Source organism: Gardnerella sp. DNF00497B (genome assembly GCF_049262725.1).
Lineage (GTDB): Bacteria > Actinomycetota > Actinomycetes > Actinomycetales > Bifidobacteriaceae > Bifidobacterium > Bifidobacterium leopoldii.
The window spans coordinates 1,353,228-1,379,563 of the sequence record NZ_CP058400.1 but is presented as its reverse complement, the minus strand read 5'-3'; the positions used below and the strand labels follow the sequence as shown (position 1 = coordinate 1,379,563).

Genomic DNA, 26,336 nt, shown 5'->3' with positions numbered 1-26,336 from the left:
ATTTAGTGACGCTTGTTAATTAAAAATCAAGCGAAACAACTGTTATTTTGAGCCTAGCAGTCGCCATAAACGGTTGACACTTTTTGTGCACACGCTATCAGTTAATTGCGTTATAACATACAATAATAATTAGTAATGTAATGTTGCATGGTTAAAACTTGAGAAATTGCTTGGCGATTAAAGATTGGCAGGAGAAGTAACGCATGAAGTTAAATGATGAGCATGATGGTGAACATCCACAAAGTTTTGCTCCGCTAAGGCCTAGGAAACGTTCTGCTCGCGTAATCAATGCTAATGAAGTTCCGAAAAAGAATGATGATTCGAAAAGCAAAATTCCTGACGAATATTTAAACATTGGTTTGCCGGAAACAGACTTATCGATTGCTGATTTTTCTCGTAAGCATTCTAATCCAAAGAATTGGTGGATTTATTTTGGCGTTCTGCTTGTTGCTATTGTTATTCCGTATTGGATTGGTCGCACTATGGCAGCTCGTCATACTTCGTGGGTTATTTCGCATTGCTCTGGATTATCTTCGCAAGGTGTTGTTTTTATTTCGTGGGTAATCACAGTGTCTGCTTTTACAAGTCTTGCTATGGCGTTAATTGACACTCATCGTTGGATTTGGCGGATAATGTTTGCTGTTTTTCTGGCTTTAGAACAACTTATTGCCGGATTATGCATGCTAAACATGAGCTTTTGGTATTCGACGTATGTGGTTTATGGTCACGCTTCAGGTTTAGCGAATGCGGCAAATCTTGGCATTATTTCTGCAGGTATTGGAGTAGCTGTATTTGCTGTCATTTTTGTTGGTTTGCTTGTCATTGTTCCTAAAACCTCGGCTTTGAATGTTCTTACGCGTAGTTGGGCGTCGTTCATAATGTTTTATGCAATTGAGGTTTTGGCAATATTAGCGGTTATTTTTGGTGGTTTTTTGACAGCAATGTAATATTTAGATTTTGCGAAAATAAGTTGTTTGCAAGTGGTTGTACAATAGACATTTGGCGTGTAACGCCCGCGGATTGAGAGCGCTACAGCAGAAGGTTGTGGCACCGCGCAGTGATATTAAGGAGGACGCCGTGGCATTAACGGCTGAAGATAAGAAGAACATTATCAACGAATACGCGACGCACGAGGGTGACACGGGTTCCCCAGAAGTGCAGGTCGCTTTGCTTAGCAAGCGCATTGCTGACCTTACTGAGCACTTGAAGGAGCACAAGCACGATCATCATTCTCGTCGTGGTTTGTTGCTTATGGTTGGTGATCGTCGTCGTCTTCTCGATTACTTGAAGCGTGTTGATATCAACCGTTATCGTTCTTTGATTGAACGACTCGGCTTGCGTCGATAGTCTTATTGCCCGGGCTTAAGCTCGGGCTTTTGTATTATTTATACGTTTTGCTTAATTGTTAAATGCATAAATTGTTCACTCATGCGCAATATTTGGGGAAAGTGTAGTGGGCAATATTTAAAATTTATAACTAAAAAGTAATTTATAACTAAAAAGAATTAACAAATAATTCAACACATAATTGAAAATTGAAGCATAACTTAATACGGATGATTGAAGTAACCGAAACAAAAAACACTACGAAATATTGACGTAACGCAAGTGTTGCAAAGAGTGCAAATATTCGCATATAGGTAATAATGCGAAGTCGTCAATGTTATTACGCATGTTGGTTGATTAGGTAAGTTAAGAAAAGGAGGAACCCGTGGAGGGTCCCGAAATTAAGGCTGTAGAAGCCGTTATTGATAATGGTTCATTTGGTAAGCGTACGCTACGCTTTGAAACTGGTCGACTTGCTCAGCAAGCAGATGGTGCTGTTGCCGCATATTTGGATGACGATTCCATGATTTTGTCGACGACGACTGCAGGATCTAGCCCGAAGGAAAATTACGACTTCTTCCCATTGACTGTTGATGTGGAAGAAAAAATGTATGCTGCTGGAAAGATTCCAGGTTCGTTCTTCCGCCGTGAAGGTCGTCCTTCTAACGAAGCAACGTTAGCATGCCGTATTATTGATCGCCCGTTGCGTCCATTGTTCCCACACACTTTACGTAACGAAGTGCAAGTTGTTGAAACAATTTTGGCAATTAATCCAGATGATGCTTACGATGTTATTGCTTTGAATGCGGCGTCTGCATCTACTATGATTTCTGGCTTGCCATTTGAGGGTCCAGTTTCCGGCGTTCGTTTGGCTTTGATTGATGGCCAGTGGGTTGCTTTCCCACGTTGGAGTGAGCGCGAGCGTGCAGTATTTGAAATTGTTGTGGCTGGTCGTGTGATTGAAAATGGCGATGTTGCTATTGCAATGATTGAAGCTGGTGCTGGTAAGAATGCTTGGAATTTGATTTACAATGATGGTCAAACCAAGCCAGATGAGCAAGTTGTAGCCGGAGGTTTGGAAGCTGCAAAGCCATTTATTAAGGTTATTTGCGATGCTCAAAATGAGTTGAAGCGTATTGCAGCTAAAGAAACTAAGGAATTCCAACTCTTCCCAGAATATACTGACGAACTTTATGCTCGTATTGACGAGATTGCTCATGCTGATTTAAATGAAGCTCTTTCTATTGCTGAAAAGCTTCCTCGTCAAGATCGTATCGCTGAAATTAAAGAAGGCGTGCGTGCTGCAATCGCTGAAGAATTCACTGATATGGACGAAGCCGAAAAGGAAAAGGAACTCGGCAATGCGTTTAAAGAATTGCAGCGTCAAATTGTTCGCCGTCGTATTTTGACTGAAGATTATCGTATTGATGGTCGTGGTTTGCGCGATATTCGTACGCTTTCTGCAGAAGTTGATGTTGTGCCTCGCGTGCACGGTTCTGCACTCTTCCAGCGTGGTGAAACCCAGATTTTGGGTGTGACTACTTTGAATATGCTTAAGATGGAGCAGCAGGTTGATGCGCTTTCTGGTCCACAGACTAAGCGTTATATGCACAACTACGAAATGCCTCCATACTCCACTGGTGAAACTGGTCGCGTTGGTTCTCCAAAGCGTCGTGAAATTGGTCACGGTGCTTTAGCTGAGAAGGCTTTGGTTCCAGTATTGCCTGGACGCGAAGAGTTCCCATACGCTATTCGTCAGGTGTCTGAAGCTATTGGTTCTAACGGTTCTACTTCTATGGGTTCCGTTTGTGCTTCTACGCTTTCTTTGCTTGCTGCTGGCGTGCCTTTGAAAGCTCCAGTTGCTGGTATTGCTATGGGCTTAGTTTCTGGCGATGTTGATGGAAAGCATATCTTTAAGACTTTGACTGATATTCTTGGTGCAGAAGATGCATTTGGTGATATGGACTTCAAGGTTGCTGGTACTTCTGAATTCATCACTGCTTTGCAGCTCGATACGAAGCTTGACGGTATTCCAGCTGATATTTTGGCTGCCGCTTTGCAGCAGGCACATGAAGCTCGTACAACGATTCTTGAAGTTATTAACGAGTGCATTGATTGCCCAGCTGAGATGAGCCCATTTGCTCCACGCATTATTACAACCACAATTCCTGTAGACAAGATTGGTGAAGTAATCGGACCTAAGGGCAAGATGATTAACCAAATTCAGGAAGAAACTGGTGCTGAAATCGCTATTGAAGATGACGGTACTGTTTACATTTCTTCTGAAGGCGGCGAAGCTGCTGAGAAAGCTAAGGGAATCATCGATTCTATTGCAAATCCTCGCGTGCCAAAAGCTGGTGAAACTTTCACAGGCAAGGTTGTTAAGACCACAAGTTTTGGAGCTTTTGTGAATTTGACTCCTGGAACTGACGGTTTGCTTCACATTTCACAGATTCGCAATTTAGCAAATGGTGAGCGCATTGACACTGTTGAAGATGTGCTGAAGGAAGGCGATAATGTTGAAGTTATCGTACAAAGCGTAGATGAGCGTGGCAAGATTTCTTTGGCTATTCCAGGTTTTGAAGATCAAGAATCTTCTGCTCCAGCAGTGCGTGAAAATCGTTCCCGCGGTTCTCGCGACGATCGCGATTCTCGTGACTCTCGTGGCGATTACCGTCGTTCTCGCCGTGACGATCGCGATAATCATGATCGTGCGGATCGTGCAGAGCGTCCTCGTCGCCGCATGCGCGATGATCGTGACGATCGAGATCGCATGGATCGAAATGACCGATACGCGGATCGCGATAACCGTTATGATGACCGCAGCACTCGTCGCGACGACCGTCGTGCAGATCGTGATGACCGTTACAGTGATAACGATTTTGATGAGCGTCCTCGTCGCCGCGTGCGCGATGACCGTGACGATCGTTACGAAAATCGCGACGACCGTGAAGAGCGTGCCGACCGTGACGACCGTGAAGATCGTTCAAATCGTCGAGATTCAGAAAATCGTCGCGTATCTGATCGAAAGCCGCGTTATGCAGCTGATGACGATCACTATGACGAGTATCGTTCGGCTCGTGAAGAGCGCGCAGAGCGTCCTCGTCGCCGCGTGCGTCGCGATTTTGATCCATTTGAGGAAGATTAATCGCGCAAATAGTATTAAAGCAAAATTATTGCTAGATACTAAGTAAAAAATAAATATTCGTAGAAATGCCTTCAAGCTGCGTTTGCGTTTGGAGGCATTTCTTTTAGATAGCTATTTAAATGTTTTATGTAATCTGTGCAATAAAATAAAATATAAAAAGTAGTAAAATATTGTGACTGCGTAAAGTAGCGTAATGCAATAATAAATACTTACGGAAAATATAAAACTTACAAAATAGGGGTGAAATATGGTCATGCATCGCGCATTAGGTTCGTTTGATACAACCGCTATTGGTTTTGGCGAAATGCCATTGACAATAGAAAATAATCTTGGTCACGATATGGGAATTAAGACAATTCACGCAGCTCTTGATGCAGGTTGTACGCATATTGACACAGCTTGGGCATATTACTGCTCTGGCGGCGAGGAACAAACTGGTGAAAAGCTTGTTCGTGAGGCTTTAGAAAGCTGGAAAGGCGACAAATCTTCTATTTTAGTTGCAACAAAAGTCGGTCACTTCCGTAACTTTACTGACGGACGACCAACGTGGGGTAAGGATGGTAAGCCAGAGCATTTGATTCGTCACGCTAAAGAGTCTGCAATGGCTTTAGGTGTTGACACTATTGACTTGCTTTACTTCCACAGGCCAGATCCGGAAGTTCCATACAATGAGTCTATTGAAGCAATGCAACAGTTGCTTGACGAAGGTGTGGCTCGAGAAATCGGTATTTCTAACGCTTCTGTAGAGCAAATCGATATTGCACGCAATATTTTAGGAGAAAAGCTAGTAGCAGTGCAAAATCAATATTCTCCAGTTCATTTAGAGAATGAAGATACGTTGCAATATTGTGAAAAGCTTGGAATTGCTTTTGTTTGCTGGAGTCCTCTTGGTGGATTCCGTCATCCTTATGACGAGCATCTTTTCGATCCATTCCGCAAAGTTGCAGAAAATCATGGCGTAAGCTATCAGCAAGTAGTTTTGGCTTGGGAGCTAGCTAAAGGCGATCACATATTCGTAATTCCTGGAGCTCACAGACCAGCTACAATTTTAGATAGTTTGAAAGCTTCCGATTTGCAATTAAGCAATGAAGAATTGGCTTATTTAGGCTGAAAGAAAACAATAAAATGCAAGAAACAAGCGTAACTGGTATGCCGTTGCCTCACGAAGATGAGGACGGTACGCCAATTCCTGTGACTATTCCGGTGGCTTTAGGAACTCACACTCATGCAGTTTTTACTACTAGATTGGGTGGAATTTCTGAAGGTTCATTTGCTTCACTTAATTTAGGCGGACGCGCAGGAGATAGTGAGGAGGCTGTAGCAAGCAATCGCGCAGCTTTACAAAAAGCTTTGCAAGCTGACTTGTCGCTTGTTGCTCAAGTTCATAGCAGAGAAGTATTTGACGCAGATAGTGTAGTAGATTCATGGAATACTTCTTACGGCTTTGATGCAACAGGTTTTGCGGATTCGCAATTGAGAATTGAAGCAGATGCGCAAGTTTCAACTGCGTGCTCGCTTGCATTAGGAATGTTTGCTGCAGATTGTTTGCCAGTTTTACTTGCGGACGACGAAGCTGGAGTAATCGCTGCAGCGCATTGTGGGCGAAAAGGATTGATGGCTGGAGTGCTTGATGCTGTTATCGAAGCAATGTGCGAAAAGGGAGCTGAGCGTTCTCGTATAACAGCAGTGCTCGGTCCATGTATTTGTGGAGATTGCTACGAAGTTGGTGAGAGTATTGCGCGCGATTTTGAAAAACGTTACCCGCAAACTGTAACAAAAACTCGTTTCGGTGGAATCGGTATTGATATTGCTGAAGCTGCTCGCATTGATTTAGCACTCGCAGGAGTTGCGAATATTGTTGACGCTTTGCCGCGAGTTACAGCTGCAGCGCAATATTTATCTGAAGATGAGGAATTGCGTACGATTTGCGAAGTAGATAGGGAAGGTGAATCTTTGCCAGAACGTTTGCAAAATTTGCAAAACCCAATGTGCACTTTGGAAAATCCACTCTGGTATTCTCATCGACGTGCTAGTTTAGCTGGAAAATCGCATGAAGGCAGACTTCTTGCTTTAGTAATTCGCGACAAATAAGCGCATATGCTATATAAACAGTACTGTATTTGAGCTAGGTAGTAAGTGCAGTTGTGTGAGCTTAGCAAAAACGTGCGCAACACACGAGTGTTTTTTGCTTGTAAGTGATAGCGTTGATTCTGATGGTGTAGCACAGCGTTTTGTGCAGCTGTGTGGGGGCTTGTGAAAGGAATATTATGGTGGCTGATTTATTCCCAACCGCGTTGCGTGGGTACGATAAAGACAAGGTAAATGAAGCATTTGCAAACTATGAGCGTACTATTTCTCGTCTGCGTGAACAAGTGCGTTCAAGTGATGAATCAATTTTGCAATTACAAGCGCAATTGCAAGAAGAAAAAAATAATGTAAAACGTGCCAAAAGCGGAAATACTTTTGCGTCTTTAGGTGCAAATGCGCAACAATTGCTGGCATCTGCAGAACAAACTAGTTCTCAATTGCTTGAGCGCGCTAAGCAAGATGCTGCATCAATTAAAAAGAATGCACAAGCACAAGCCGGAACTTTGCTGAACAATGCAAAGCTGGATGCTGCACATTTAATGCAAGAAGCACAAACTAAAGCAGACACAATGCTTTCCAATGCCACGCAAAAGTCGACACAACTTATGCAAGCTGCGCAAGAAGATTCTGCACGTTTGCGCGATACTACTGCTAAAGATGTGCAAGCTCAAAAAGACGCTGCAGAATTAGCTTTACAAAACGCTCAAGAAGAACATACAAAGCGTATGGCTTCAGAGCGCGCGCAACAAGAAAGCAGTATTTCGCAACTTAAGTCGGAAGCTGCTCAAAAAATTGCTGAGCAGCGTGCGGCTGCAAACGAAGAGATTGCGCGTGCTAAGGCTGAAACAAACGATCAGATTGAATCTGCTCTCGCTGAAGCAAATAAAAAGCTTGCTGATATGCGCGAACACGCTTCGAAGATGATGGCTGACGCACAGCGCAAAGCTGGCGAAATTACGGATGCTGCTGCCGCTAAAGCTCAAGAAATTGCAGATGATGCTCAAGTTGAACGTACGCGTACGTTAAGCCAAGTTAGTGCAGAAGTTGAGCAGATTCGCGCAGATATTGCTGCTCAACAGGAGGAAGCTACAAAGAAAGTCAATGCCTTGCTTTCTGGCTTGAAAGAGAAAGAAAGTGCAGCTCAGGAAGAAGCAGATGCTTTGGTTGCTCGCGCAAAAACTGTTCATCAAGAAGCTGACGAATATGCAGCGCAAACGCATCAGGCTGCGGATAGTCAGGCTGCTGATATTGTGCGCAAAGCTATGCAGGAGGCGACTGCTCAGGTTGAAGAGCGTAGAGCTGCAGCACAGCAAGAGCTTGATGGCATGACGACTCGATTAACCCAATTGCAGCATCGTGAGGCAACTATTACGCAGCGAGTTACGGAATTGCGCTCGCTGTTTGCGAATGCTTTCTCTGGATTTGATTTTGGAGATGCTCAACAAAACCAACAAGTTGTGCAAGCTTCTGACGATAATGAGGATTCGGCGAATGCTCAATCTTCTGCGGATGCGAAGCAGGCTCAGCGAGATGTTCAAGCTGCGTTGGCTGAATCTGAAGAAGCTAGTGAAGCTAACGAGTCTCAAGAAAACCAAGACACAGATAATCAATAAAGAAAATATTGTAAAATTTGTAGATTGGCTTAAGTATCGTACGTTAGAATGTGCTGGTATTTGAATAAATATTTGAAATAAATATTGATAATTAACAGGAAAGGTAGCATTGTGACTGAAATCACTGCTCTAACTGATGAAAAATTACAAGGTTTGCGTGAGGATTTTGACGCAAATCCTTTAAACCGTTTAGCTATGAATGGTGTGACTGCTGCTGGTATTGATAAAGTCGCGCGTAATTATGATCGTGCGCGCTTATTGCAGCGTCGTTTTTCTACCATTGTTGATAACGGAGATGCAACACATCAGGATCGTTCTGGCCGTTGCTGGCTGTTTAGCTCGTTGAACGTGGCTCGTTTCATTGCGAAGAAATCCCTTGGATTGAAGGAATTTGAGTTTTCTCAGAACTACGCAATGTACTATGACAAGCTTGAGCGAATTAACTACTTCTTGAAGGATGTTGCTGCTTTGGTGCGTGCAGGTGAGCCTTCAGATTCTCGTTTGATTCAGCATTTGTTGCATGACGTTATGGGCGATGGCGGTCAGTGGACCATGGCTATGAACGTTTACAAGAAGTATGGTGCTGTTCCTAAGGATTTGTTCCCAGAAACCGCTTCTTCTAAGAATACTGGTGCTATGAATACGCAGTTGCGTGCGCTTTTGCATACTGCTGTTGCTCATATGTATGCGAATGCCACTGAAATTGATGAGATTATTGCGGATGCTACTGCTGCAGGTCACAGGATTTTGACAATTCACTTGGGTGAGCCACCTAAGAGCTTCGATTGGGAGTGGACTGATAGCGACGGCAAGTTCCATCGCGATGGTGAGATTACGCCAGTTGAGTTCTGGAAGAAGTACGTGAATGCTGGTCTTGAGGATTATGTGTGCTTGGTTGACGATCCTCGCGCTGAACATCCTAAGGGCAAGAAAATTGCTATTGAGCACTTGGGTAATGTTGCTGGCGGAGACGCAACCGAATATTTGAACGTGCCAAACCAGTTTATGAAGGATTGCGTGCGTAAGATTTTGGTTGAGAAGGGCATTCCAGTGTGGTTTGGTGCCGACTGCCATCCTATGATGGATCGCGAGAATGGCGCTTGGGCTACTGATTTGTTCGAGTATGGTCGCGTTTATGGCGTTGATTTTGATTTGGATAAGGAAGCGCGTGTGCGTTTTGCTGATTCTGCCATGAATCACGCTATGGCTTTTGCTGGTGTGGATGTTGCTGACGATGGCACTACTACTCGCCGCTGGCGCGTTGAGAACTCTTGGGGCACTGATATTGCAGATAAGGGTTACTTTACGATGAGTGACGATTGGTTTACTGAGTACGTGTATGAGGTTGCAGTGCCGAAGAATCTGCTTCCGGAAGAATATCGCAAAGCCCTAGAAGAACCAGCAATTGTTTTGCCGGCGTGGGATCCAATGGGCGCTTTGGCTTAGCTTAAGCGCATTGGGCGCTTAAGCTAAGCCAAAGCGCCGCGCTCACTATTGCGAAAAGCACAGTGTGCTTTTCGCGTGAGCGCGGCGGTGCTTGCATCTTTATTCAAGATGCAAGCACCGACCACATCAAATGTGGTTGTGCTTTCAACGCAAGCTCGGCGGTGTACGCATCTTTATTTCAAGATGCGTACACCGACCCCACCAAGTTAGGTTGGACTCTCTGCATAAACACCGACCCCACCTAATTAGGTTAGACTTCCAACGCAAGCTTATCGTTAAAACGTTTAAGAATAAAGCGACGAAGGCACGCTCGCGCGGGTAGCGCGCTCGCTACGAAACTCGCGTTGGAAGTCCACTGGACTTCCAACTTAAGCGAGTTTCCGCTCCGAGTTGCCTTCGCGCGCTACGCTTTAAGCGCTTCGGCAGGTCGTCGCGCACACCAAGCACAGTTTTTATAGGATGGTGACAAATGTCTTCTGCAGCTGAGCAGCGTACTTCTCGCGCGGTAAAGAAGGAGGTTGAGGAGGGGCGCAACCCTCTTAACTCTGCGAAGTTCCAGCGCTGGGAGGACCAGGTTGGTGTGGATCGCATTATTAACCGCCGCGTGCTTGAGCTGGAGCCGCTGCCGACTCCTGCTCAGGTGCTTGGCGAGTTGCCATTGTCGTCGTATGCGCAGGATATTGTTGCGCAGTCGCGTGATGAGATTCGTGGCTGTTTGAATGGCGACGACGATCGCCTTCTTGTTATTGTGGGCCCGTGTTCTGTGCATGATCCTAAGGCTGCTCTTGATTATGCGAATCGTTTGGCTAAGTTGCGTTCGGAGCTCGAAGATGAGCTTCTTATTGTTATGCGCGTGTATTTTGAAAAGCCGCGCACAGCTCTTGGCTGGAAAGGTTTGATTAACGACCCGGATATTGATGGAACGCATGATATTCATAAGGGTTTGTTGCTTGCGCGTAAGACTTTGCTCGGCGTGTTGGATGCTGGTTTGGCTGCTGCTACTGAATTTTTGGAGCCGACTAGCCCTCAGTTTATTGCGGATGCTGTGAGTTGGGGCGCGATTGGTGCGCGTAATACGGAGTCTCAGATTCATCGTCAGCTTGCTAGTGGTCTTTCTATGCCGGTTGGTTTTAAGAATGCTACGGATGGTTCCGTTTCTGCGGCTGTAAATGGCTGCTTAGCTGCGAGCCAGCATCATACGTTCTTTGGTATTGATCATCTTGGTCGCGCTTGTGCTGTGCAGACTCTTGGCAACCCTGATTGTCACGTGGTTTTGCGCGGTTCTAGTAAAGGTCCTAATTATGATGCTGCGTCGGTTGCTTCTGCTGTTGCTTCGATTCGTTTGCGCTTGGGCACTGGTTGTATGGCTTCTAACGGCGTGGTTGTGGATTGTTCGCATGGTAATTCTGGCAAGGATGAGCGTCGCCAGATTGAGGTTGTGCGTGAGATTGCAGATCGTTTGGCTGATGGCGAGCAGGGTATTAAGGGCGTTATGATGGAGAGCTTCTTGCAGGGTGGCAATCAAGATCCTGCTCCTCTTAGCGAGCTTGAATACGGCAAGTCTATTACAGATCGTTGCATTTCTTGGGAAGATACTGCCAATTTGCTAAGAATTTTAGCTAAATCTGTAGCAACTCGCCGTAGAGCTTAGAGATTAGAGATTGTAGTAAGATAATCTCAATTAATTTCTACTTGGCTTATATTCCTTACTGTATTTGCCGCCTATTTTTGCATTATATTTTGCGTACAAGGGAGTGTGTTGAAATGTATAACAAAGACTTGAATAAAGCTAATAAAGCGAATAAAGGTTTTATGTGTAAAGCATTACCGGTGGTGCGTTATATATTGTTAGCTTTGATTTACAACGGTGTGCTTTTGTTGGCTCTTGCATGGTATCGTGGCACGCATAGCGCTGGGTATACGCTTGTTACGTTTTCTGCTTTGTGGTTTAGCGTTTTTATGCCGTTTGTAACTGGAATTGCTTTAATTGTTTTTGCTAGCGGATGGCGTCGCATTGTTGGTACTTTAGTTTGTGTGCTTCTTATAGCTGGATTTTTTGCTTTTCTTGCTTTGCAGGATCAAATTATTGCGTTTTTCAATGTTCCTGTTGTGAATCCTTGGTTTGATTTTACGTGCGGAGCATTGCTGAAGATTGCGACTTTGACTTTTGTTATTATGACTTTAGTATGCGTGTTTTTGGTTAAGAATAACGATAAATGCGTAAGTAGCGAAGTAAAAAAGGATGATTCTGCTAATGCCTAGTACTGAGAAAATTACGAAAGTCGCTGTTGTCGGTGCTTTAGAGGAAGAAGTTGCACATATTGCTAGCGCGCTTGAAAACGTGACTCACGATAAGTCTGCAAGTCTTGATGTATCTTGCGGCACTCTTGACTCGGCGAATGGCAGTAAAATCGAAGTTGCAGCTACGGTTGGCGGAATGGGCTTAGTAAATGCTGCTGCAACTGTGCAGTATCTTATTGACACATACAATCCTCAAGCTGTAATTTTTTCTGGAATTGCAGGAAATCTTAATAAAAATTTGCATACGAACGATGTTGTTCTTGGAAAGACTGTAAAATATCTCGATACTGATATGCGTCTAATCGGTCAGTGGAAGCCGTTTGCAAGCGAATTTCATTCGGATGATTACTTGCTTAAAGTAGCTAGCAATGTATTAACTGACATGAAAATCACGCATATTGCTGGAACGATTGCGTCCGGCGGATATTTTGTTGATTCGCAAGAAAAAGTTGCGGAAGTAATTGCAGCTACTAAAGCAGATGCAGTTGAAATGGAAGGTGCTGCTGTCTTGCATGTTGCTGCTCGTAATGACGTTCCTGCGCTTATTGTGCGCGCAATGAGTGATAATGCAGACACTGAATACGAAACTTTCCGCGCTTTCGATATTTCCGAATACGCGGACACTGCTGCAAAAATTACTGTAAATATAATTCGCAATTTGTGACATTTCGACACGCCGATGTAGTCGCCGACCTTCATTTTGCTTAGGTCGCGTCAAATATAACGCCAAATACCGCCGTTTTTGATACCCACTTTATTTTTGCCGGTGAGGTTTTACCCACCTGTTTACGATGGTTGCGTTAATAAAAAAAGATAGGGATTAATTAAGAAAATGCGCCCAATTCGCAATACGGCTATAGGAACGCGAAAATGTGGTGGGGCGCAAGGCAATTCTTCGCGAAAGGAAAGAAGAATATGCGTAACGATATGAATAAGTCAAATATGAATAAATTTAATATGAATAAAAGCGCACTTAAGTTCCGTAGTATTGCTGCTGCGGCGCTCACTTTCGGCTTGTGCGCAACTTGCGCTGCTTGCGGCGACAATAGTCCAGCGGGCAGCAACAACGCAACCGGAGCGCAGAATGCAAAAATTTCCGGCAATTTCCAAGGCTCGGGTGCTTCTTCCCAGCAGGTTGCAATGGAAGCGTGGATTGCAGGATTCCAATCTAAAAATCCGGGTGCAAAAATTGCCTACAATCCAACCGGTTCTGGTGCTGGTGTTACCACTTTTATGACAGGAGCCACGGCTTGGGCTGGTTCAGACAAAGCGTTGAGTAACGACGAAGTTGAAAAGTCTAAGTCGGTTTGTGCTCATGGAACTACGGCTTTCGACGTGCCTGTGTATGTTTCACCAATTGCGATTATTTTCAACCTTAAAGGTGTTTCTGATGCTGGCAAGCATATTAATTTGGACGCTTCGACGATTGCTAAAATTTTCGACGGAAAAATTACGCGCTGGAATGATGACGATATCAAGAAGCAGAATCCTAAACTAAAGCTTCCAGACACCCCGATTACTGTTGTTCACCGCTCCGATAAGTCTGGCACAACGCAGAATTTCTTAAGCTATGTGAAGGATGCGGCTCCAGACGATTGGTCGCACGATCTTAGCGAAAACTGGCCAAATAGCGTCGGTCAAGGCGCAAAGGGAACTTCGGGCGTTGTATCTACTATTCGCATGGCGAATGGTGCGATTGGTTACGCTGATTTTTCACAGGTCGGTAAGCTCGGCACTGTTGCAGTGAAAGTGGGGGATACTTACAATGAGATTTCTCCGGAAGCTGCTTCTAAAACTTTAGCTGATTCTGAAATTGACGCAGACGCTTCTGCAAAATATCCTAATCGCGTTGTTATGAAAATTAATCACAATACGCAATCTAAGGGCGCTTATCCAATTGTGTTAGTTTCTTACGATATTGCTTGCCCGGTTTATAAAGATGCAGGAACTGCTCGATTTGTGAAGTCTTGGCTGAGCTACGTAACTAGCGCGGAAGGGCAGAATGCTGCTTCTGCTGCTGCTGGAACAGCTCCACTCCCACAAAATTTGGTAAGCAAAATTAACGCATCGATTAAGTCTGTTAAAACAAGAAAATAAAAACTTTACAAACTGATATTATGAACGTATCGGTTATAAAGGAGAATGATTGAGTTCTACGAAAAATGCGAAAGCAGTCGCGAATAGTGCAAACGAAACTGCTAAAATTTCTGAGAGCAATAGAAAAAATTATGTTGGCACTCATCTTGCAGACCGTCTTTTTAAAGGCGTGGCTGCAGGCTGCGGCATGCTAATTTTGCTTGTTCTTACGGCAGTTGCAGTATTTCTGCTGTTTTGTGCTTTGCCTTTAATAAGTGGAAATCACGATCAAGTAAGTCATGTGTTTGCTGATTTTACTGGTGGTAAGGCACATGATTTTATAAGCTATGTGTCTCCGCTTATTTTTGGCACAGTGCTTATGTCTGCGCTCGCGCTGCTGTTCGCATTTTTTGTGGCAATTGGTATTGCTCTATTTATTTCTTATTATGCACCTAAAAAAATTGTTCCGCTTTTCAGTGGAGTAATTGATTTGCTTGCGGCAATTCCATCCGTAATCTATGGTTTGTGGGGCGGATTGGTTTTGGTTCCAGCTATGTATCCTTTCTGGGATTGGGTTTCTAAACTTTTTGGCTGGATTCCGTTATTTTCTGGTCCGGCGGCTAATCCTTCTCGTTCTGCTGCTACAGTTGCATTAGTTTTGGCTGTGATGATTTTGCCGATTATTACTTCTATGGCTCGCGATATTTTCCAGCAGGCTCCGCGTTTGCAGCAAGAAGGTGCGCTTGCGCTTGGCGCTACAAAGTGGGAGATGATTAGATTAGCGGTTCTGCCGTTTGCAAAGTCTGGTATTGTGTCGGCTTCTATGCTTGGGCTGGGTCGTGCTTTAGGCGAAACGATGGCAGTTTTGATGATTTTGTCTCCTGGATTTACTTTTGGTATCAATATTTTCAAGGCTTCTCAAAATCAAACTATCGCAGCAAATATTGCAGCGCAGTATCCGGAAGCAAACGGACTTGGTGTAAGTGCGCTTATTGCAACCGGCTTAGTTTTGTTTGTTATTTCTTTTGCAGTCAACTTTATTGCTCGCAAAATCACAGGAAAGGCGGGCGCATAAATGGGGAATCAAATTAATAATATTGAAGTGCTTAGCGAGAATACTTTTGCCGAAAAGTCTGTCGAAAGTTCTGTTGAGAATTCCGCAGAAAATTCCGCAGCTCCGGTTATTGACTTCAACAAATTCCGCCCAACTCGCTCACACATAGCTGCGCGCAAACGTAAAGACATGCTTATGCGCGTGCTGATTTTCTTATCTTTTGTTGTGGCACTTATTCCGCTTATTTCTTTGCTTTTAACAACCATTATTAATGGTATTAAGCGCTTGAATTTTGATTTTCTCACTCATAACATGACTTACGTTGTGGGCGGAAATGCTACTGGAACTGGCGGTTATGGCGGAATTTTGCACGCGATTATTGGAACTCTTGAAATAACGCTAGGAGCTATGGTTATTTCAATTCCGATTGGTTTAATGTGTGCTGTTTATTTGGTTGAGTATTCTCGCGGAAACAAAATTTCGCGCATAATTAATCTGCTTGTTGACGTTATGAGTGGTATTCCGTCTATTGTTGCTGGCTTGTTTGCGTTTTCAATGTTTGCTTTTCTTGCTGGCCCAGGTACAATCAATGGTTTTGAAGGATCTGTTGCTCTTTCGCTTCTTATGATTCCAACAGTTGTGAAGTCTTCTCAAGAAATGCTAAAAATCGTGCCTAACGATTTGCGCGAGGCGTCTCTTGCGCTGGGAGTTACTCAGCAGCGCACAATTACCAAAATCGTTTTGCGCACTGCTCTTCCGGGAATTGTGTCTGGCTGCATTCTTGCGGTCGCGCGCGTTATTGGCGAAACTGCGCCACTTCTTATGGCTTCAGGCTTTATTGTTTCCACGAATCTCAATTTATTTGACGGGCAAATGACGACTTTGCCGGTGTATGTTTATCAGGAATATTCCAAGCTTTCTGCGAATTGCCCGGCTAACGCGCCGGCTTCTTGCGTAACGTCAATTCCAATGGAGCGCTCGTGGGCTGCAGCTTTAACGCTTATTGTGTTGGTGTTGTTGCTAAATATTTTGGGGCGAGTTGTAGCTCGAGTGTTTTCTGTAAAGGCGAAATAAAGCGAAATAAAGCAAAGCAAAATAAAGCAAAGCAAAATAAAGCAAAATAAAGCGAATTAAATTTTTAGAAAGTGAGTACAAAATGGGTCAACGAATTGATGTGCAGCATCTGAATATTTACTATGGTGATTTTCTTGCTGTAGAAGATGTGAATATTAATATTGAACCAAATAAAGTGACGGCTTTTATCGGACCTTCCGGATGTGGAAAATCAACAGTTTTGCGCACTTTAGACCGCATGCACGAAATCACTCCGGGCGCGCGCGTAGAAGGTCAAGTGCTTCTTGAAGGCCGCGATTTATACGGCAAAGATGTGGATCCTGTGGCTGTCCGCCGCGATGTTGGCATGGTTTTTCAGCGACCAAATCCTTTCCCAACTATGTCTATTCGCGAAAACGTGCTTGCTGGAGTTCGCTTGAATAATCGCAAAATTGCTAAAAGTGATGCTGACGATTTAGTTGAGTGGGCTTTGCGAGGCGCGAACTTGTGGAATGAAGTTAAGGATCGCTTAGATAAGCCGGGTATTGGTCTTTCTGGCGGTCAGCAGCAGCGACTTTGCATTGCTAGGGCTGTGGCTGTGCATCCGCAAGTTTTGCTTATGGATGAGCCTTGCTCGGCACTCGACCCAATTTCTACGTTGGCTGTAGAAGATTTGATTAATGAGCTTAAAAACGATTACACGATTGTGATTGTGACGCATAATATGCAACAAGCTGCTCGTGTTGCGGATTACACGGCATTCTTTAATTTGAAGGCTGTTGGCAAGCCTGGTCATCTGGAATACTTTGCAGACACGACTACTATGTTCAACAATCCGCGCAACGCTGAAGCTGAGCGTTATATTTCCGGTCGTTTTGGCTGATTTGTTATATACTTTTTTGATTTCGGTGTATTTCCTTGGTCAGCACGTGCGCGTAAGGTCAGAGCTGTTCGGTTGTTCAAAGGTTTCGCAATTTTCATAATTTTATGTGAGATTTTGTGATGCCTTCGTTCATTCGACGAGTCGCAGTAACCTCTGCGTGAATGCCCAAATGTAATTGCGTACGCGATTGCTCAAGTGCTTTCGCTGCGCTTTTCTGGTCTTTTGCGCTTGTAAACCAAGGAACAGAGAGTATATGGAAAAGTTCTTCCATCTCAAAGAAAACGGCACGAATGTATCAACGGAGATCACTGCAGGTCTCACTACATTCTTCGCGATGTCGTACATTATCATCGTAAATCCAAATATATTAAAAGAAACTGGTATGCCATGGGGTGGCGTGTTCTTAGCAACAATTATTGCCGCTATTATTGGCACGCTTGTTATGGGCTTATTTGCTAACGTGCCTTACGCTCAGGCTGCTGGTATGGGCTTAAATGCATTCTTTACGTTCACAGTCGTAAAAGGTTTAGGCTTTAGTTGGCAGCATGCAATGTGCATGGTGTTCTTGTGCGGTTTAATTAACATTATTATTACCGTTACTAAAATTCGTAAAATGATTATTCGTGCCATCCCGACTTCGTTACAACACGCAATCGGCGGTGGCATTGGTTTATTTGTGGCTTATGTTGGCATGGTGAACGTTGATTTGATTAAGTTCACTCCAAAGGATGATAAAGCTGCAAAAGTTGCGTCTCATTTTGGTGCAGCTCCTGCAATTCCAGGTCTTGCTGTTTTAAAGAACCCGGTATTGTGGTTGTTCCTCATTGGATTGCTTTTGGCAATTATTCTTACTGTTTTGAATGTTCGCGGATCTTTGCTTATTTCCATTGTTGTTACAGCTATCATTGGTATTCCAATGGGTTTGACGACTATGAACAACTCTGTGTCAATCATGGGAGCTTTCCATGATTTGCCAACTACTTTCTGCGCAATATTTAGCGACAAAGGTTTCCCAACGCTGTTTGCAGACTCTTCGCGCGTTCCGCTTGTTTTGATAACTATTTTTGCATTCTCAATGTCTGATACTTTCGACACCTTGGGTACCTTCATTGGCACTGGTCGTCGTACAGGTATCTTCTCTGAGGCTGACGAAAAGGCTCTTGAAAACGGCTCCGGATTTAGCTCCAAGATGGATCGCGCTTTGTTCGCTGATTCCATCGCAACTTCTGTTGGTGCAATTTTCGGTACTTCTAACACCACTACTTATGTAGAGTCTGCTGCAGGTATTGGTGCTGGTGGCCGTACCGGTTTGACTTCCGTGGTTGTGTCTATTTGCTTCGCGCTTTCTATCGTGCTTGCTCCTGTAGTTTCCGCTGTTCCTGCTGCTGCAACTGCCGGCGTGCTTGTGGTTGTTGGTTGCATGATGGCAAGCTCTTTGAAGGAAATTGCTTGGGATGATATTTCTGAGGCAATTCCTGCATTCTTCGCTGCAGTGTTCATGGCATTCTCTTATAACATTTCTTATGGTATCGCCGCCGGCTTTATTATGTACTGCTTGGTAATGACTTGCAAGAAGCGTGCTAAAGAAGTTCATCCAATGCTTTGGATTGTTTCTTTGCTGTTCTTACTTGATTTTGTTGCTAATGCTGTGCTGTAAATGTGCATTTAATGTAAGGGTGCATTTTACAAGTAGTGAACTTGTGAAACAAAAAATATAAAAGTAAAAATTAAAAAATTAGAGGGTATGTAAATTGTATGCCCTCTTTTTTATTTCTATAATATTTCTCTTGACATTGTCCTAACAGCGTATTAAAATTACCCAACGTAAACCACAGACCGTTGGTGGGATCGCGAGATTCCTGAAATTGATGTGTCATGCCAGCACAGGTTGAGCGAGGATTTATAGCGGATCTCGTTATGAGTCGAAAATTTAGCACGCTTTAGTGCTTCTTATGTTGCTCTGCCAGTGCGCAGGGCTTTTTTATTGCCCTGTTTAATTAAGCTTGATGCGTTTCTTTCACCTACGGCCAATTTAGGAAGGAACGCCATGAAGAGGCCCGAAAAGGAAGCGGTAGTTGCCGAGCTTACGGAACTTTTCCGTAATGCAGACGCTATCTACCTCACCGAGTACCGCGGGCTTACCGTTCCGCAGATTTCTACTCTGCGCGAAAAGCTAGGCCGCGATACTTCCTACTCTGTGGCTAAGAACACGCTTGCTCGTATTGCTGCTAAGGAAGCGGGCATTGAAGGTCTCGACGAGCTTCTCGCCGGCCCAACTGCAGTCACCTTCGTTAAGGGTGATTTCATTGAGGCTGCTAAGACCTTGCGTGATTTTGCCAAAGAGAATAAAGCCCTCGTCATTAAGGGCGGTTTCGCAGATGGAACCGTTTACGATGCCGAAGGTGCAAAGCAGCTCGCCGACTTGAAGTCGCGCCCACAGTTGCTTTCCGAAATGGCCGGCGCGCTCAAGGGCACCATGTCCAAGGCCGCTTGCCTGTTCAACGCATTGCCAACCAAGGCAGTTCGTACAATCGACGCTTTGCGCGAGAAGCAGGAAAAGGCCGCTTGATTCCCTTGCAGCTTGCTGCATGAGACCAACCAAATATAAAAATGTTATGGTCGTAAGGCATAAGGTATGCCCGGCCAAGTAAGAAAGGAAGCCAATTATGGCTAAGCTCACTAACGAAGAGCTTCTTGAAGCTTTCGGTGAAATGACCCTCGTTGAGCTCTCTGAGTTCGTCAAGGCATTCGAAGATAAGTTTGATGTCGAAGCTGCTGCTCCTGTAGCCGCTGTTGCTGCTGCTCCAGCTGCTGCTGGTGCTGCTGAGGAAGAGAAGGACGAGTTTGACGTCGTTCTCACCGCTGCTGGCGATAAGAAGATTGCAGTCATCAAGGCTGTGCGTGCTTTGACCAGCCTCGGCTTGGCTGAAGCTAAGGCTCTCGTGGACGGCGCTCCAAAGGCTGTTCTCGAGAAGGCTAAGAAGGAAGATGCTGAGAAGGCTAAGGCTGCCCTCGAAGAGGCCGGCGCTTCCGTTGAACTTAAGTAGTTCTAACTTTTTGTTGCTTTGCGCGTAACGCAGTTTTATGCGTGTGTGCATAGTGAAAATTAGGCGGTAGGATTATTCCTGCCGCCTTTTTTGTTGCGTCCCAACCTTTTCTTTACTCGCGCGTAAAGTTTTTGCCGCTATTTCGCACGCAAACGACCTTTTATTTACACCGCTGTAAAGTTTCTGCCGGATTAAGGCGCGTAAACGACTTTTCCTTTACACCGCTGTAAAGTTTTTGCCGCGTGCGATACGCGAGAAGTGGGTTGTTGGCGTGTCGCGAGGGAATGGCGGTTTTGCAACGGTTTTGCGGCTGGTTGGGGGAGTATTCAAGAGTTTCCTGAGAGTTTTCTGAGAAAAATCTTTAAAAACCTTGAAATTGACATTTTTACGAAAAATAACGCATAATACTGTATTTTTTACTTTTAAAAATAATTTGACTGAAATATTTTCATAAAAATATGAATGTTTTTTATTAATGAGTTGTGTGTTGGCTCTTGACTTTTTCGAACGGGGGGGGGTATGTTAATAGCAAACGCCGGTCGGTCCTAGTTTGACGGGCGTGTGTGGCTCCGTTTGGAGTTGCACAGCAAATTTTTCTTCGTGTACCTAGCACGAAGGAGAAGAAGAAAGGAAATTATTATGTTGAATAAGAAGGCTATCGCCGCATTTGCTGCTGGCGCCACCCTCCTCTCCGGTTTCGCTTTTGCTGCCCCAGCAATGGCTGATAGTGCGAATTTACCTCAAACAGCCATTGAGAATGCTAAGAAGCAGGAAAAGGCTGATGCAGCTGAGTTGGCTAAAAAAGTTGAAGAGAACAAAGCTAAGGAAAATAAGGCAGTTTTAGATAATCTCGATAAGTCCAAGGCTTTTGACAACTTCCTTAACGGTTCCGAAAAGGGAGACATTGTAAATGGTTCTTTGGGCACCTTGAATGGTCGTGGTGCTGCAGAGGTTTCAGCAGCTAGGTCCAAGGCTAATGAAGCTACTGCTGCTTTGAATGCTTTGAAGGCTAAGTGGGCTGATATGTTGGCTCAGGCTGATTATCTTGACGCTGAAGGTGAACATGAAGCTGCTGCTGCTTTGCGTAAGGCTTACTACACTAATGTTCCATTCTTAGATAGTATTTCTGCTGCTACTAAGAATGAGAAGGAAGCCAAGGATGAGCTTGCTAAAGCTGAGAAGGCTTACAAGGAAAGTAAGGAACGCTTTGCTAAGTTCTTGAACAATCTTGGTGGCAAGAAGGCTGATGTTAAGAAGTCTGATAAGAAGTCTGATAAGAAGTCTGCTGCTAAGACCCCAGTTGCTGCTGCTCCATTGGCTAAGACCGGTGCTGCTGTAGCTTTGGCTGCTGTTGCTGCTTCCGTGCTTGCTGGCATGGGTGCTGCTCTTCGCAAGATTCGTCACTAAGCTGTTAGCACATTAAGTGTGTTGATTGTTTAATGATTTGTGAGCGTGCTGTATGTAAGTATGGTGCGCTCACTTGTTAAATCTTTCACTCAACGTGCCGTAAATACTGTTCAGTGTTTTGCGGCGAGTTGCTTGTAGGCTGTTTCATAATTTTACTGTTTTGCCAGATCTCTTTCTTGACAGTGGGATTGTGGTATGGTTTGTGAGTGGGACTGTTGAGTGTAAGGCTGGTTTATTTTTAGGGAGATAGGCCAGTTTATTAAGGGCTTGGGTTTAGTGCTTTTATTTGGTACTTATTCTCCGAGCCCTTTTCTTTGTATTTACGTACTTATTTACTTACTTGCTTACCTACCTATCTACTTAGGCACTTACTCTTTTTGCTTTTCCTATTCTTTCTTATACTTGAATCATTAAAGGAAAATAAATAGTTTTCTTAGTTATTTAGATTATTTTGCTTATGGATAGGTGGTGTTTCATGTTACAGACAGAGCAACTTATAGATAAGCTAAAAGGTAAGGGTGTTACTTTTCAAAAATGTACAATTAAGGATGCTATTTCATTTTTGAATGAGCATAATTATTATGTTAAGGTCACTGCCTATAAAACCAATTTTCATAAGCATAATGGTAAATATGTGGGTCTTGATTTTATGGCTCTAAAAGATTTATCTACTATTGATATGTATTTACGACGTTGGATTATTAGTGCAAGTCTTAGCGTGGAACATTCTTTAAAAGTTAATATATTAAAAAATATACAAGAAAAAAATATTGATGAATTCAGTATAGTAAGTGAATATATCGCAAAGTATCCACGCATTATAACAGAGCTTAATAACAGACGTTCTACTGCGTATGTAAAGACTATATTGGGTAAATATACTCACCCCAAGTATCCTATATATGTTTTTCTGGAAGTGATTCCATTTGGAGAATTTGTTAATTTTTATAAGTATTACTGTTCAAAGTATGAATATAATGAATTTAATTGTACATTGTTGGATAGCATAAGGAATATACGAAATGCTGCCGCTCATAGCAATTGTATTATTCATGATTTAACGAATAAAGATGGTTTTTACAATAGTTATTTAGCTTCTAGACTTGTTGAATTATTGCCTGATATAAGAAAAAGGACTATTCAAAACCGATTAAAAAATAACTGTGTGCAAGATTTTATTTCGCTGCTTATTGCGGTGGATGATGTTATAAAAAGTGAGGATTTGAAGAATCATTGTTTACAGGAAATCAAAGAATTGTTTGACGGTAGGATGATTAGTAATAGGGACTTGTATAAGTCATCTACATCAGTGCAACAGATGTATACTTTTTGTAAAGAGATTGTATATAATGTACAGCCATCATAGTAATTTATTAGATACGATTTGAAAACGAAAGTTTTGCGGGCGATGCATTTATGCGTCGCCCGATTTTTTTTATTTGCTGGGTTATAGGCCAAGAAGCGGTATTGTTTTTGTATGAACGTAGAGGAACTGCCGCGCGCGTCATGTAAAAGTGGGTTGTTGGCGTGTCGCGGGGGAATGGCGGTTTTGCAACGGTTTTGCGGCTGGTTGGGGGAGTATTCAAGAGTTTCCTGAGAGTTTTCTGAGAAAAATCTTTAAAAACCTTGAAATTGACATTTTTACGAAAAATAATGCGTAATACTGTATTTTTTACTTTTAAAAATAGTTTGACTGAAATATTTCCGTAAAAATATAAATGTTTTTTATTAATGAGTTGTGTGTTGGCTCTTGACTTTTTCGAACGGGGGGGGGGTATGTTAATAGCAAACGCCGGTCAGTCCTAGTTTGACGGGCGTGTGTGGCTCCGGTTGGAGTTACACAGCAAATTTTTCTTCGTGTACCTAGCACGAAGGAGAAGAAGAAAGGAAAATATTATGTTGAATAAGAAGGCTATCGCCGCATTCGCTGCTGGCGCCACCCTCCTCTCCGGTTTCGCTTTTGCTGCACCAGCAATGGCTAATGTTAACGTTCCAGATTGCCCAGTAAATAGGGAAGAATGGAATCTTAAGAGCGAGAATGAGTCTATCGCTGCTTTAGCTAAGAAGGCTTGGGATGATGCAAAGGCTGATGTCCCAGCTGTTCCACAAGAGCCACAAGAGCCATCTAAGGCTGAAGTTAAGGCTTTGTATGTGGCTGATGGCAATGATGGCAAGCTTAAGATGGTGACTCCTCTTCCTAATGGCACCAAGCCAGAAGATGCTGCAGCTGCTCAGGCATATGTAAATCAGAAGAACCTGTATGTTGCCAACAAAGCCAACTACGATGCTAAGCTCGCTGCTGCTAATGATGCTCATACCCAGTATCTCAAGGCTTTGGACAACGTTAATAACTGCTCTAACCCAGATCCAACTGAGGATCAGATTAAGAGGGCTCTTATTAACAAGGTTCGTCTTGCTAAGATGAACTTGGACAACAAGGATGATGAACTTGCTGTTGCTAAGAATAAGTTCAATGATGCTTATAAGGCTTTGGTTGCTGCTCTTGCTGAGTTCAATGCACGCGTGAATGCTTTCAATGATGCTCAGGAAAAGCTCAATGCATTCTTGACTTCTGGTACGAATGATTCTGCTACCGAGACTCGTTTGCGTGATGCTGTGGACCGCGCTAAGGCTCATCTTGTCCGTGCAATGAATGCTCTTGACAAGGCTACTGCCGACTATAATGCTGCTTTGGCTGCTGCCAAGGCTGCTGTAAAGGCTTATAATGAGGCTTTGGCTCTTTACAAGGCTGTTTACAATGAGGCTGTTGCTGCCGGTGTGAACCCATCTTTGTTGCCACCAGTTGTGACTTCTGATCCTTTGGCTCCAACATTCCCAGCTGTTCCTGGTTTGAAGCATGCTTATGCTTCTGCTATGAGCGGTAAGTTTGGTAAGGAAGTTCAGGCTGCTGCTAAGCAGGGTCAGAAGGGTAAGGATACCAAGGCTTCTGCTCAGCAGAACAACAATGCTAACGGTGCTGCTGCTGGTGCAAACGGTGCCGCTGCTGCTGGTTTAGCTAAGACTGGTGCTGCTGTAGCTATGGCTGCTGTTGCTGCTTCTGTGCTTGCTGGCATGGGTGCTGCTCTTCGCAAGATCCGTCACTAAGCTAAAAGCTGATTCAGCGATGAATCATTTGGGCTTTAGCTTACTGGTTGATCGTTGAGTCGATTTTACTGTGAATTACTTAGTCTAGTGTGCTAAAAGGTGCGCTAGACTAAGTGCTTTTATAAAAATTTTGTGCTTGGCACGCTGTGTAGATCTTTTAGTTTTATACAGCAATTACTTGGTTTGCGTTTGCTTGTTGATATGGTTTGCCAAATTTCCTTTTTTACTATTGATTCAGGCTTCGTTAACCGATTAATGCTGAGCGCTTTGCGTTGTTGCTTTCCGCTAGGGACGGTTGGCAATATCGCAAGTTTCGAGGCTCGGGAGTTTCTTCCGAGCCTTTTGTTATTTTTATGCTTAAAATCAACAAATACTAGCGCAATATACACAAAGCATGACACAATAGTAGGTAGTATGTTTTTTGAAGGGAGCAGATCACGTGAGTGAGCGACAAACCGTGCAGCGCTGGATGATTACAGTTGGTGGTGTCGAGCAGGCACGTGTGGGTGCAGGTCAGTCTGTAGAGATTGGTCGAAAGCCTATACGCCCGTTGCGTGAAGATGGTTTCGCGCGCGTCGACATAGTAGATAACAAACGTTCTATGTCAAAGAGGCATGCGCTGCTAATTGTAGACATGCGAGGCGTGGCAACAATACGAGATTTGCATTCAACTAACGGTACGTATTTAGTCAGCGAAAATGGTGATTTGCTGCGTCTAGAGCCTGATGTTGATTTTCAGCTTCCAGATAACTTAATGCGCATGCAATTCGGTGATGTTCCTGTTGATTTTGTGCGTGTAGAAGAAGAATCTGCTGAAGTTGAAAAAGATAACGCAGTGCGTAATCTGTTCTCTTATGCTACAGATGAATCGCATGATGAGCCTGCAGCTTCAGATTTATCGGTAGACCAAATTCTTGATTTGCGCGCTGGTGAGCCAACAGGTGTTTTCCATGCTCAATCAGTTTCGCATCCTGGGTTGTCTTGGAAACAAGGCATGCAAAATCAAACTCAGCTCAATGATGATTCGCAAACAGATGTTGCTCCAATCAATCATGATGTAACTTTGCCTGTTATGCGAGAGCAGCAGGAGGCTCCTGTAGAGCCGCGTAATTTATTTGCAGATGCGCAAGCAATTCAGCAAGAAAGTGCGACTAAAGAAGAACCTTCTCAACAAGATTCTGTGGTTTCTGCAGTTGATTCGGTTTCTGCAGTTGATCAAGCTGATTCGGTTGCTCAGGTTTCTCCGGTTACTCAAGCTTCTCCGGTTACGCCAGTTAATTCGGAAGCAAATGTATTGCAAAACGAAAGTTCTCAAGAATTTCCAGTATCTCCATTAAATTCAACTGAAACTTTTGCTGAAAATATTGCCAATACTTCAGCTTTTAATAGTGCAAATACAAGTTCTAATAATCTCGATATTAACAGTTTTGGCTCTACGAATCTCGGTACTACAAATCTCGATATTAACAATTCTGATGCGGAGTACACACCTGCATTTGAGCCAGGCTCCGTATTTGAAAAAGTATCAAAAGGCGAATTTGACTCTCAAGAAAATGTAGTGGAAGCCGGCGGATTCACGTCAAAAGAAGCTGAAGAAAGTAGTGATTTTTCAAAGCAATTTGAGATGGCGCAATATTCGCAGTTGCTTCCGTTCTTGGCTGCAAACACTGGGTTATACGATGACTTATACGCGTGGCTCGCAGCTCAAGGTAATTCTGAAGTAGATGCTGCACTAGCTAGAAACAGCGGTTATAGTGCATATCGCAAAGCTATTGAACAGTAAGCAAGT

The 26,336-nt window shown here is 43.7% G+C and carries 21 protein-coding genes; all 21 read left to right on the top strand.

Annotated elements, in window-relative coordinates:
* Nucleotides 1-203 precede the first annotated feature (203 nt).
* Nucleotides 204-947, top strand: coding sequence for a teichoic acid transporter (locus HXT26_RS05395; RefSeq protein ID WP_112928870.1), 744 nt, complete (start codon nt 204-206; stop codon nt 945-947).
* Between the two features lie 130 nt (nt 948-1,077).
* Complete coding sequence (rpsO, locus tag HXT26_RS05390) at nt 1,078-1,347, top strand: 30S ribosomal protein S15 (RefSeq protein WP_004109774.1); 270 nt, start codon at nt 1,078-1,080, stop codon at nt 1,345-1,347.
* Between the two features lie 364 nt (nt 1,348-1,711).
* Nucleotides 1,712-4,474, top strand: coding sequence for a polyribonucleotide nucleotidyltransferase (locus HXT26_RS05385; protein WP_004105607.1), 2,763 nt, complete (start codon nt 1,712-1,714; stop codon nt 4,472-4,474).
* A 247-nt stretch (nt 4,475-4,721) separates the two neighbouring features.
* Nucleotides 4,722-5,585, top strand: a complete 864-nt coding sequence (locus HXT26_RS05380) for an aldo/keto reductase (RefSeq protein WP_064340693.1) — start codon at nt 4,722-4,724, stop codon at nt 5,583-5,585.
* A gap of 14 nt (nt 5,586-5,599) precedes the next feature.
* Nucleotides 5,600-6,565 (top strand): polyphenol oxidase family protein, encoded by a 966-nt coding sequence (locus tag HXT26_RS05375; protein WP_064340694.1) that lies wholly within the window; start codon nt 5,600-5,602, stop codon nt 6,563-6,565.
* A gap of 176 nt (nt 6,566-6,741) precedes the next feature.
* The gene (locus HXT26_RS05370) at nt 6,742-8,175 is read left to right on the top strand and encodes a hypothetical protein (RefSeq protein WP_064340695.1); all 1,434 of its coding nucleotides are present in this window, start codon (nt 6,742-6,744) and stop codon (nt 8,173-8,175) included.
* A 111-nt stretch (nt 8,176-8,286) separates the two neighbouring features.
* Nucleotides 8,287-9,621: a C1 family peptidase gene (locus HXT26_RS05365; RefSeq protein WP_004105599.1), complete on the top strand. Its 1,335-nt coding sequence runs from the start codon at nt 8,287-8,289 to the stop codon at nt 9,619-9,621.
* Nucleotides 9,622-10,090: 469 nt separating this feature from the next.
* Nucleotides 10,091-11,272 (top strand): 3-deoxy-7-phosphoheptulonate synthase, encoded by a 1,182-nt coding sequence (locus HXT26_RS05360; protein ID WP_004574114.1) that lies wholly within the window; start codon nt 10,091-10,093, stop codon nt 11,270-11,272.
* Nucleotides 11,273-11,385: 113 nt separating this feature from the next.
* Nucleotides 11,386-11,883, top strand: coding sequence for a hypothetical protein (locus HXT26_RS05355; RefSeq protein ID WP_004105595.1), 498 nt, complete (start codon nt 11,386-11,388; stop codon nt 11,881-11,883).
* Nucleotides 11,876-12,586, top strand: a complete 711-nt coding sequence (gene mtnN / locus HXT26_RS05350; RefSeq protein ID WP_004105593.1) for a 5'-methylthioadenosine/S-adenosylhomocysteine nucleosidase — start codon at nt 11,876-11,878, stop codon at nt 12,584-12,586. Before HXT26_RS05355 ends, mtnN begins: the two co-directional genes overlap by 8 nt.
* Nucleotides 12,587-12,792: 206 nt before the next feature.
* Entirely contained in the window at nt 12,793-14,019 is a 1,227-nt protein-coding gene (pstS, locus tag HXT26_RS05345; protein ID WP_112928872.1) for a phosphate ABC transporter substrate-binding protein PstS, read from the top strand.
* Nucleotides 14,020-14,125: 106 nt separating this feature from the next.
* On the top strand, nt 14,126-15,073 hold the full coding sequence (gene pstC / locus HXT26_RS05340; RefSeq protein WP_032835357.1) for a phosphate ABC transporter permease subunit PstC: 948 nt from the start codon (nt 14,126-14,128) through the stop codon (nt 15,071-15,073).
* Nucleotides 15,074-16,126 (top strand): phosphate ABC transporter permease PstA, encoded by a 1,053-nt coding sequence (gene pstA, locus HXT26_RS05335; protein WP_422111967.1) that lies wholly within the window; start codon nt 15,074-15,076, stop codon nt 16,124-16,126.
* A gap of 82 nt (nt 16,127-16,208) precedes the next feature.
* Nucleotides 16,209-16,988, top strand: coding sequence for a phosphate ABC transporter ATP-binding protein PstB (gene pstB / locus HXT26_RS05330; RefSeq protein ID WP_422111966.1), 780 nt, complete (start codon nt 16,209-16,211; stop codon nt 16,986-16,988).
* A gap of 253 nt (nt 16,989-17,241) precedes the next feature.
* Nucleotides 17,242-18,645, top strand: a complete 1,404-nt coding sequence (locus tag HXT26_RS05325) for an NCS2 family permease (RefSeq protein ID WP_422111965.1) — start codon at nt 17,242-17,244, stop codon at nt 18,643-18,645.
* A gap of 390 nt (nt 18,646-19,035) precedes the next feature.
* Nucleotides 19,036-19,557, top strand: a complete 522-nt coding sequence (gene rplJ, locus HXT26_RS05320) for a 50S ribosomal protein L10 (RefSeq protein WP_004105577.1) — start codon at nt 19,036-19,038, stop codon at nt 19,555-19,557.
* Between the two features lie 97 nt (nt 19,558-19,654).
* On the top strand, nt 19,655-20,035 hold the full coding sequence (gene rplL / locus HXT26_RS05315) for a 50S ribosomal protein L7/L12 (protein WP_004105575.1): 381 nt from the start codon (nt 19,655-19,657) through the stop codon (nt 20,033-20,035).
* A gap of 639 nt (nt 20,036-20,674) precedes the next feature.
* Nucleotides 20,675-21,442 (top strand): hypothetical protein, encoded by a 768-nt coding sequence (locus HXT26_RS05310; RefSeq protein WP_004574110.1) that lies wholly within the window; start codon nt 20,675-20,677, stop codon nt 21,440-21,442.
* Between the two features lie 475 nt (nt 21,443-21,917).
* Nucleotides 21,918-22,808 carry an Abi family protein gene (locus tag HXT26_RS05305; protein ID WP_100066575.1) on the top strand — a complete coding sequence of 297 codons (891 nt, stop codon included), beginning with the start codon at nt 21,918-21,920 and terminating at the stop codon, nt 22,806-22,808.
* A gap of 530 nt (nt 22,809-23,338) precedes the next feature.
* A complete protein-coding gene (locus HXT26_RS05300; protein WP_422111964.1) occupies nt 23,339-24,547 on the top strand; it encodes a hypothetical protein in 1,209 nt (402 codons plus the stop codon).
* Nucleotides 24,548-24,986: 439 nt separating this feature from the next.
* Nucleotides 24,987-26,330, top strand: coding sequence for an FHA domain-containing protein (locus tag HXT26_RS05295; RefSeq protein ID WP_410294698.1), 1,344 nt, complete (start codon nt 24,987-24,989; stop codon nt 26,328-26,330).
* Nucleotides 26,331-26,336: the final 6 nt, after the last annotated feature.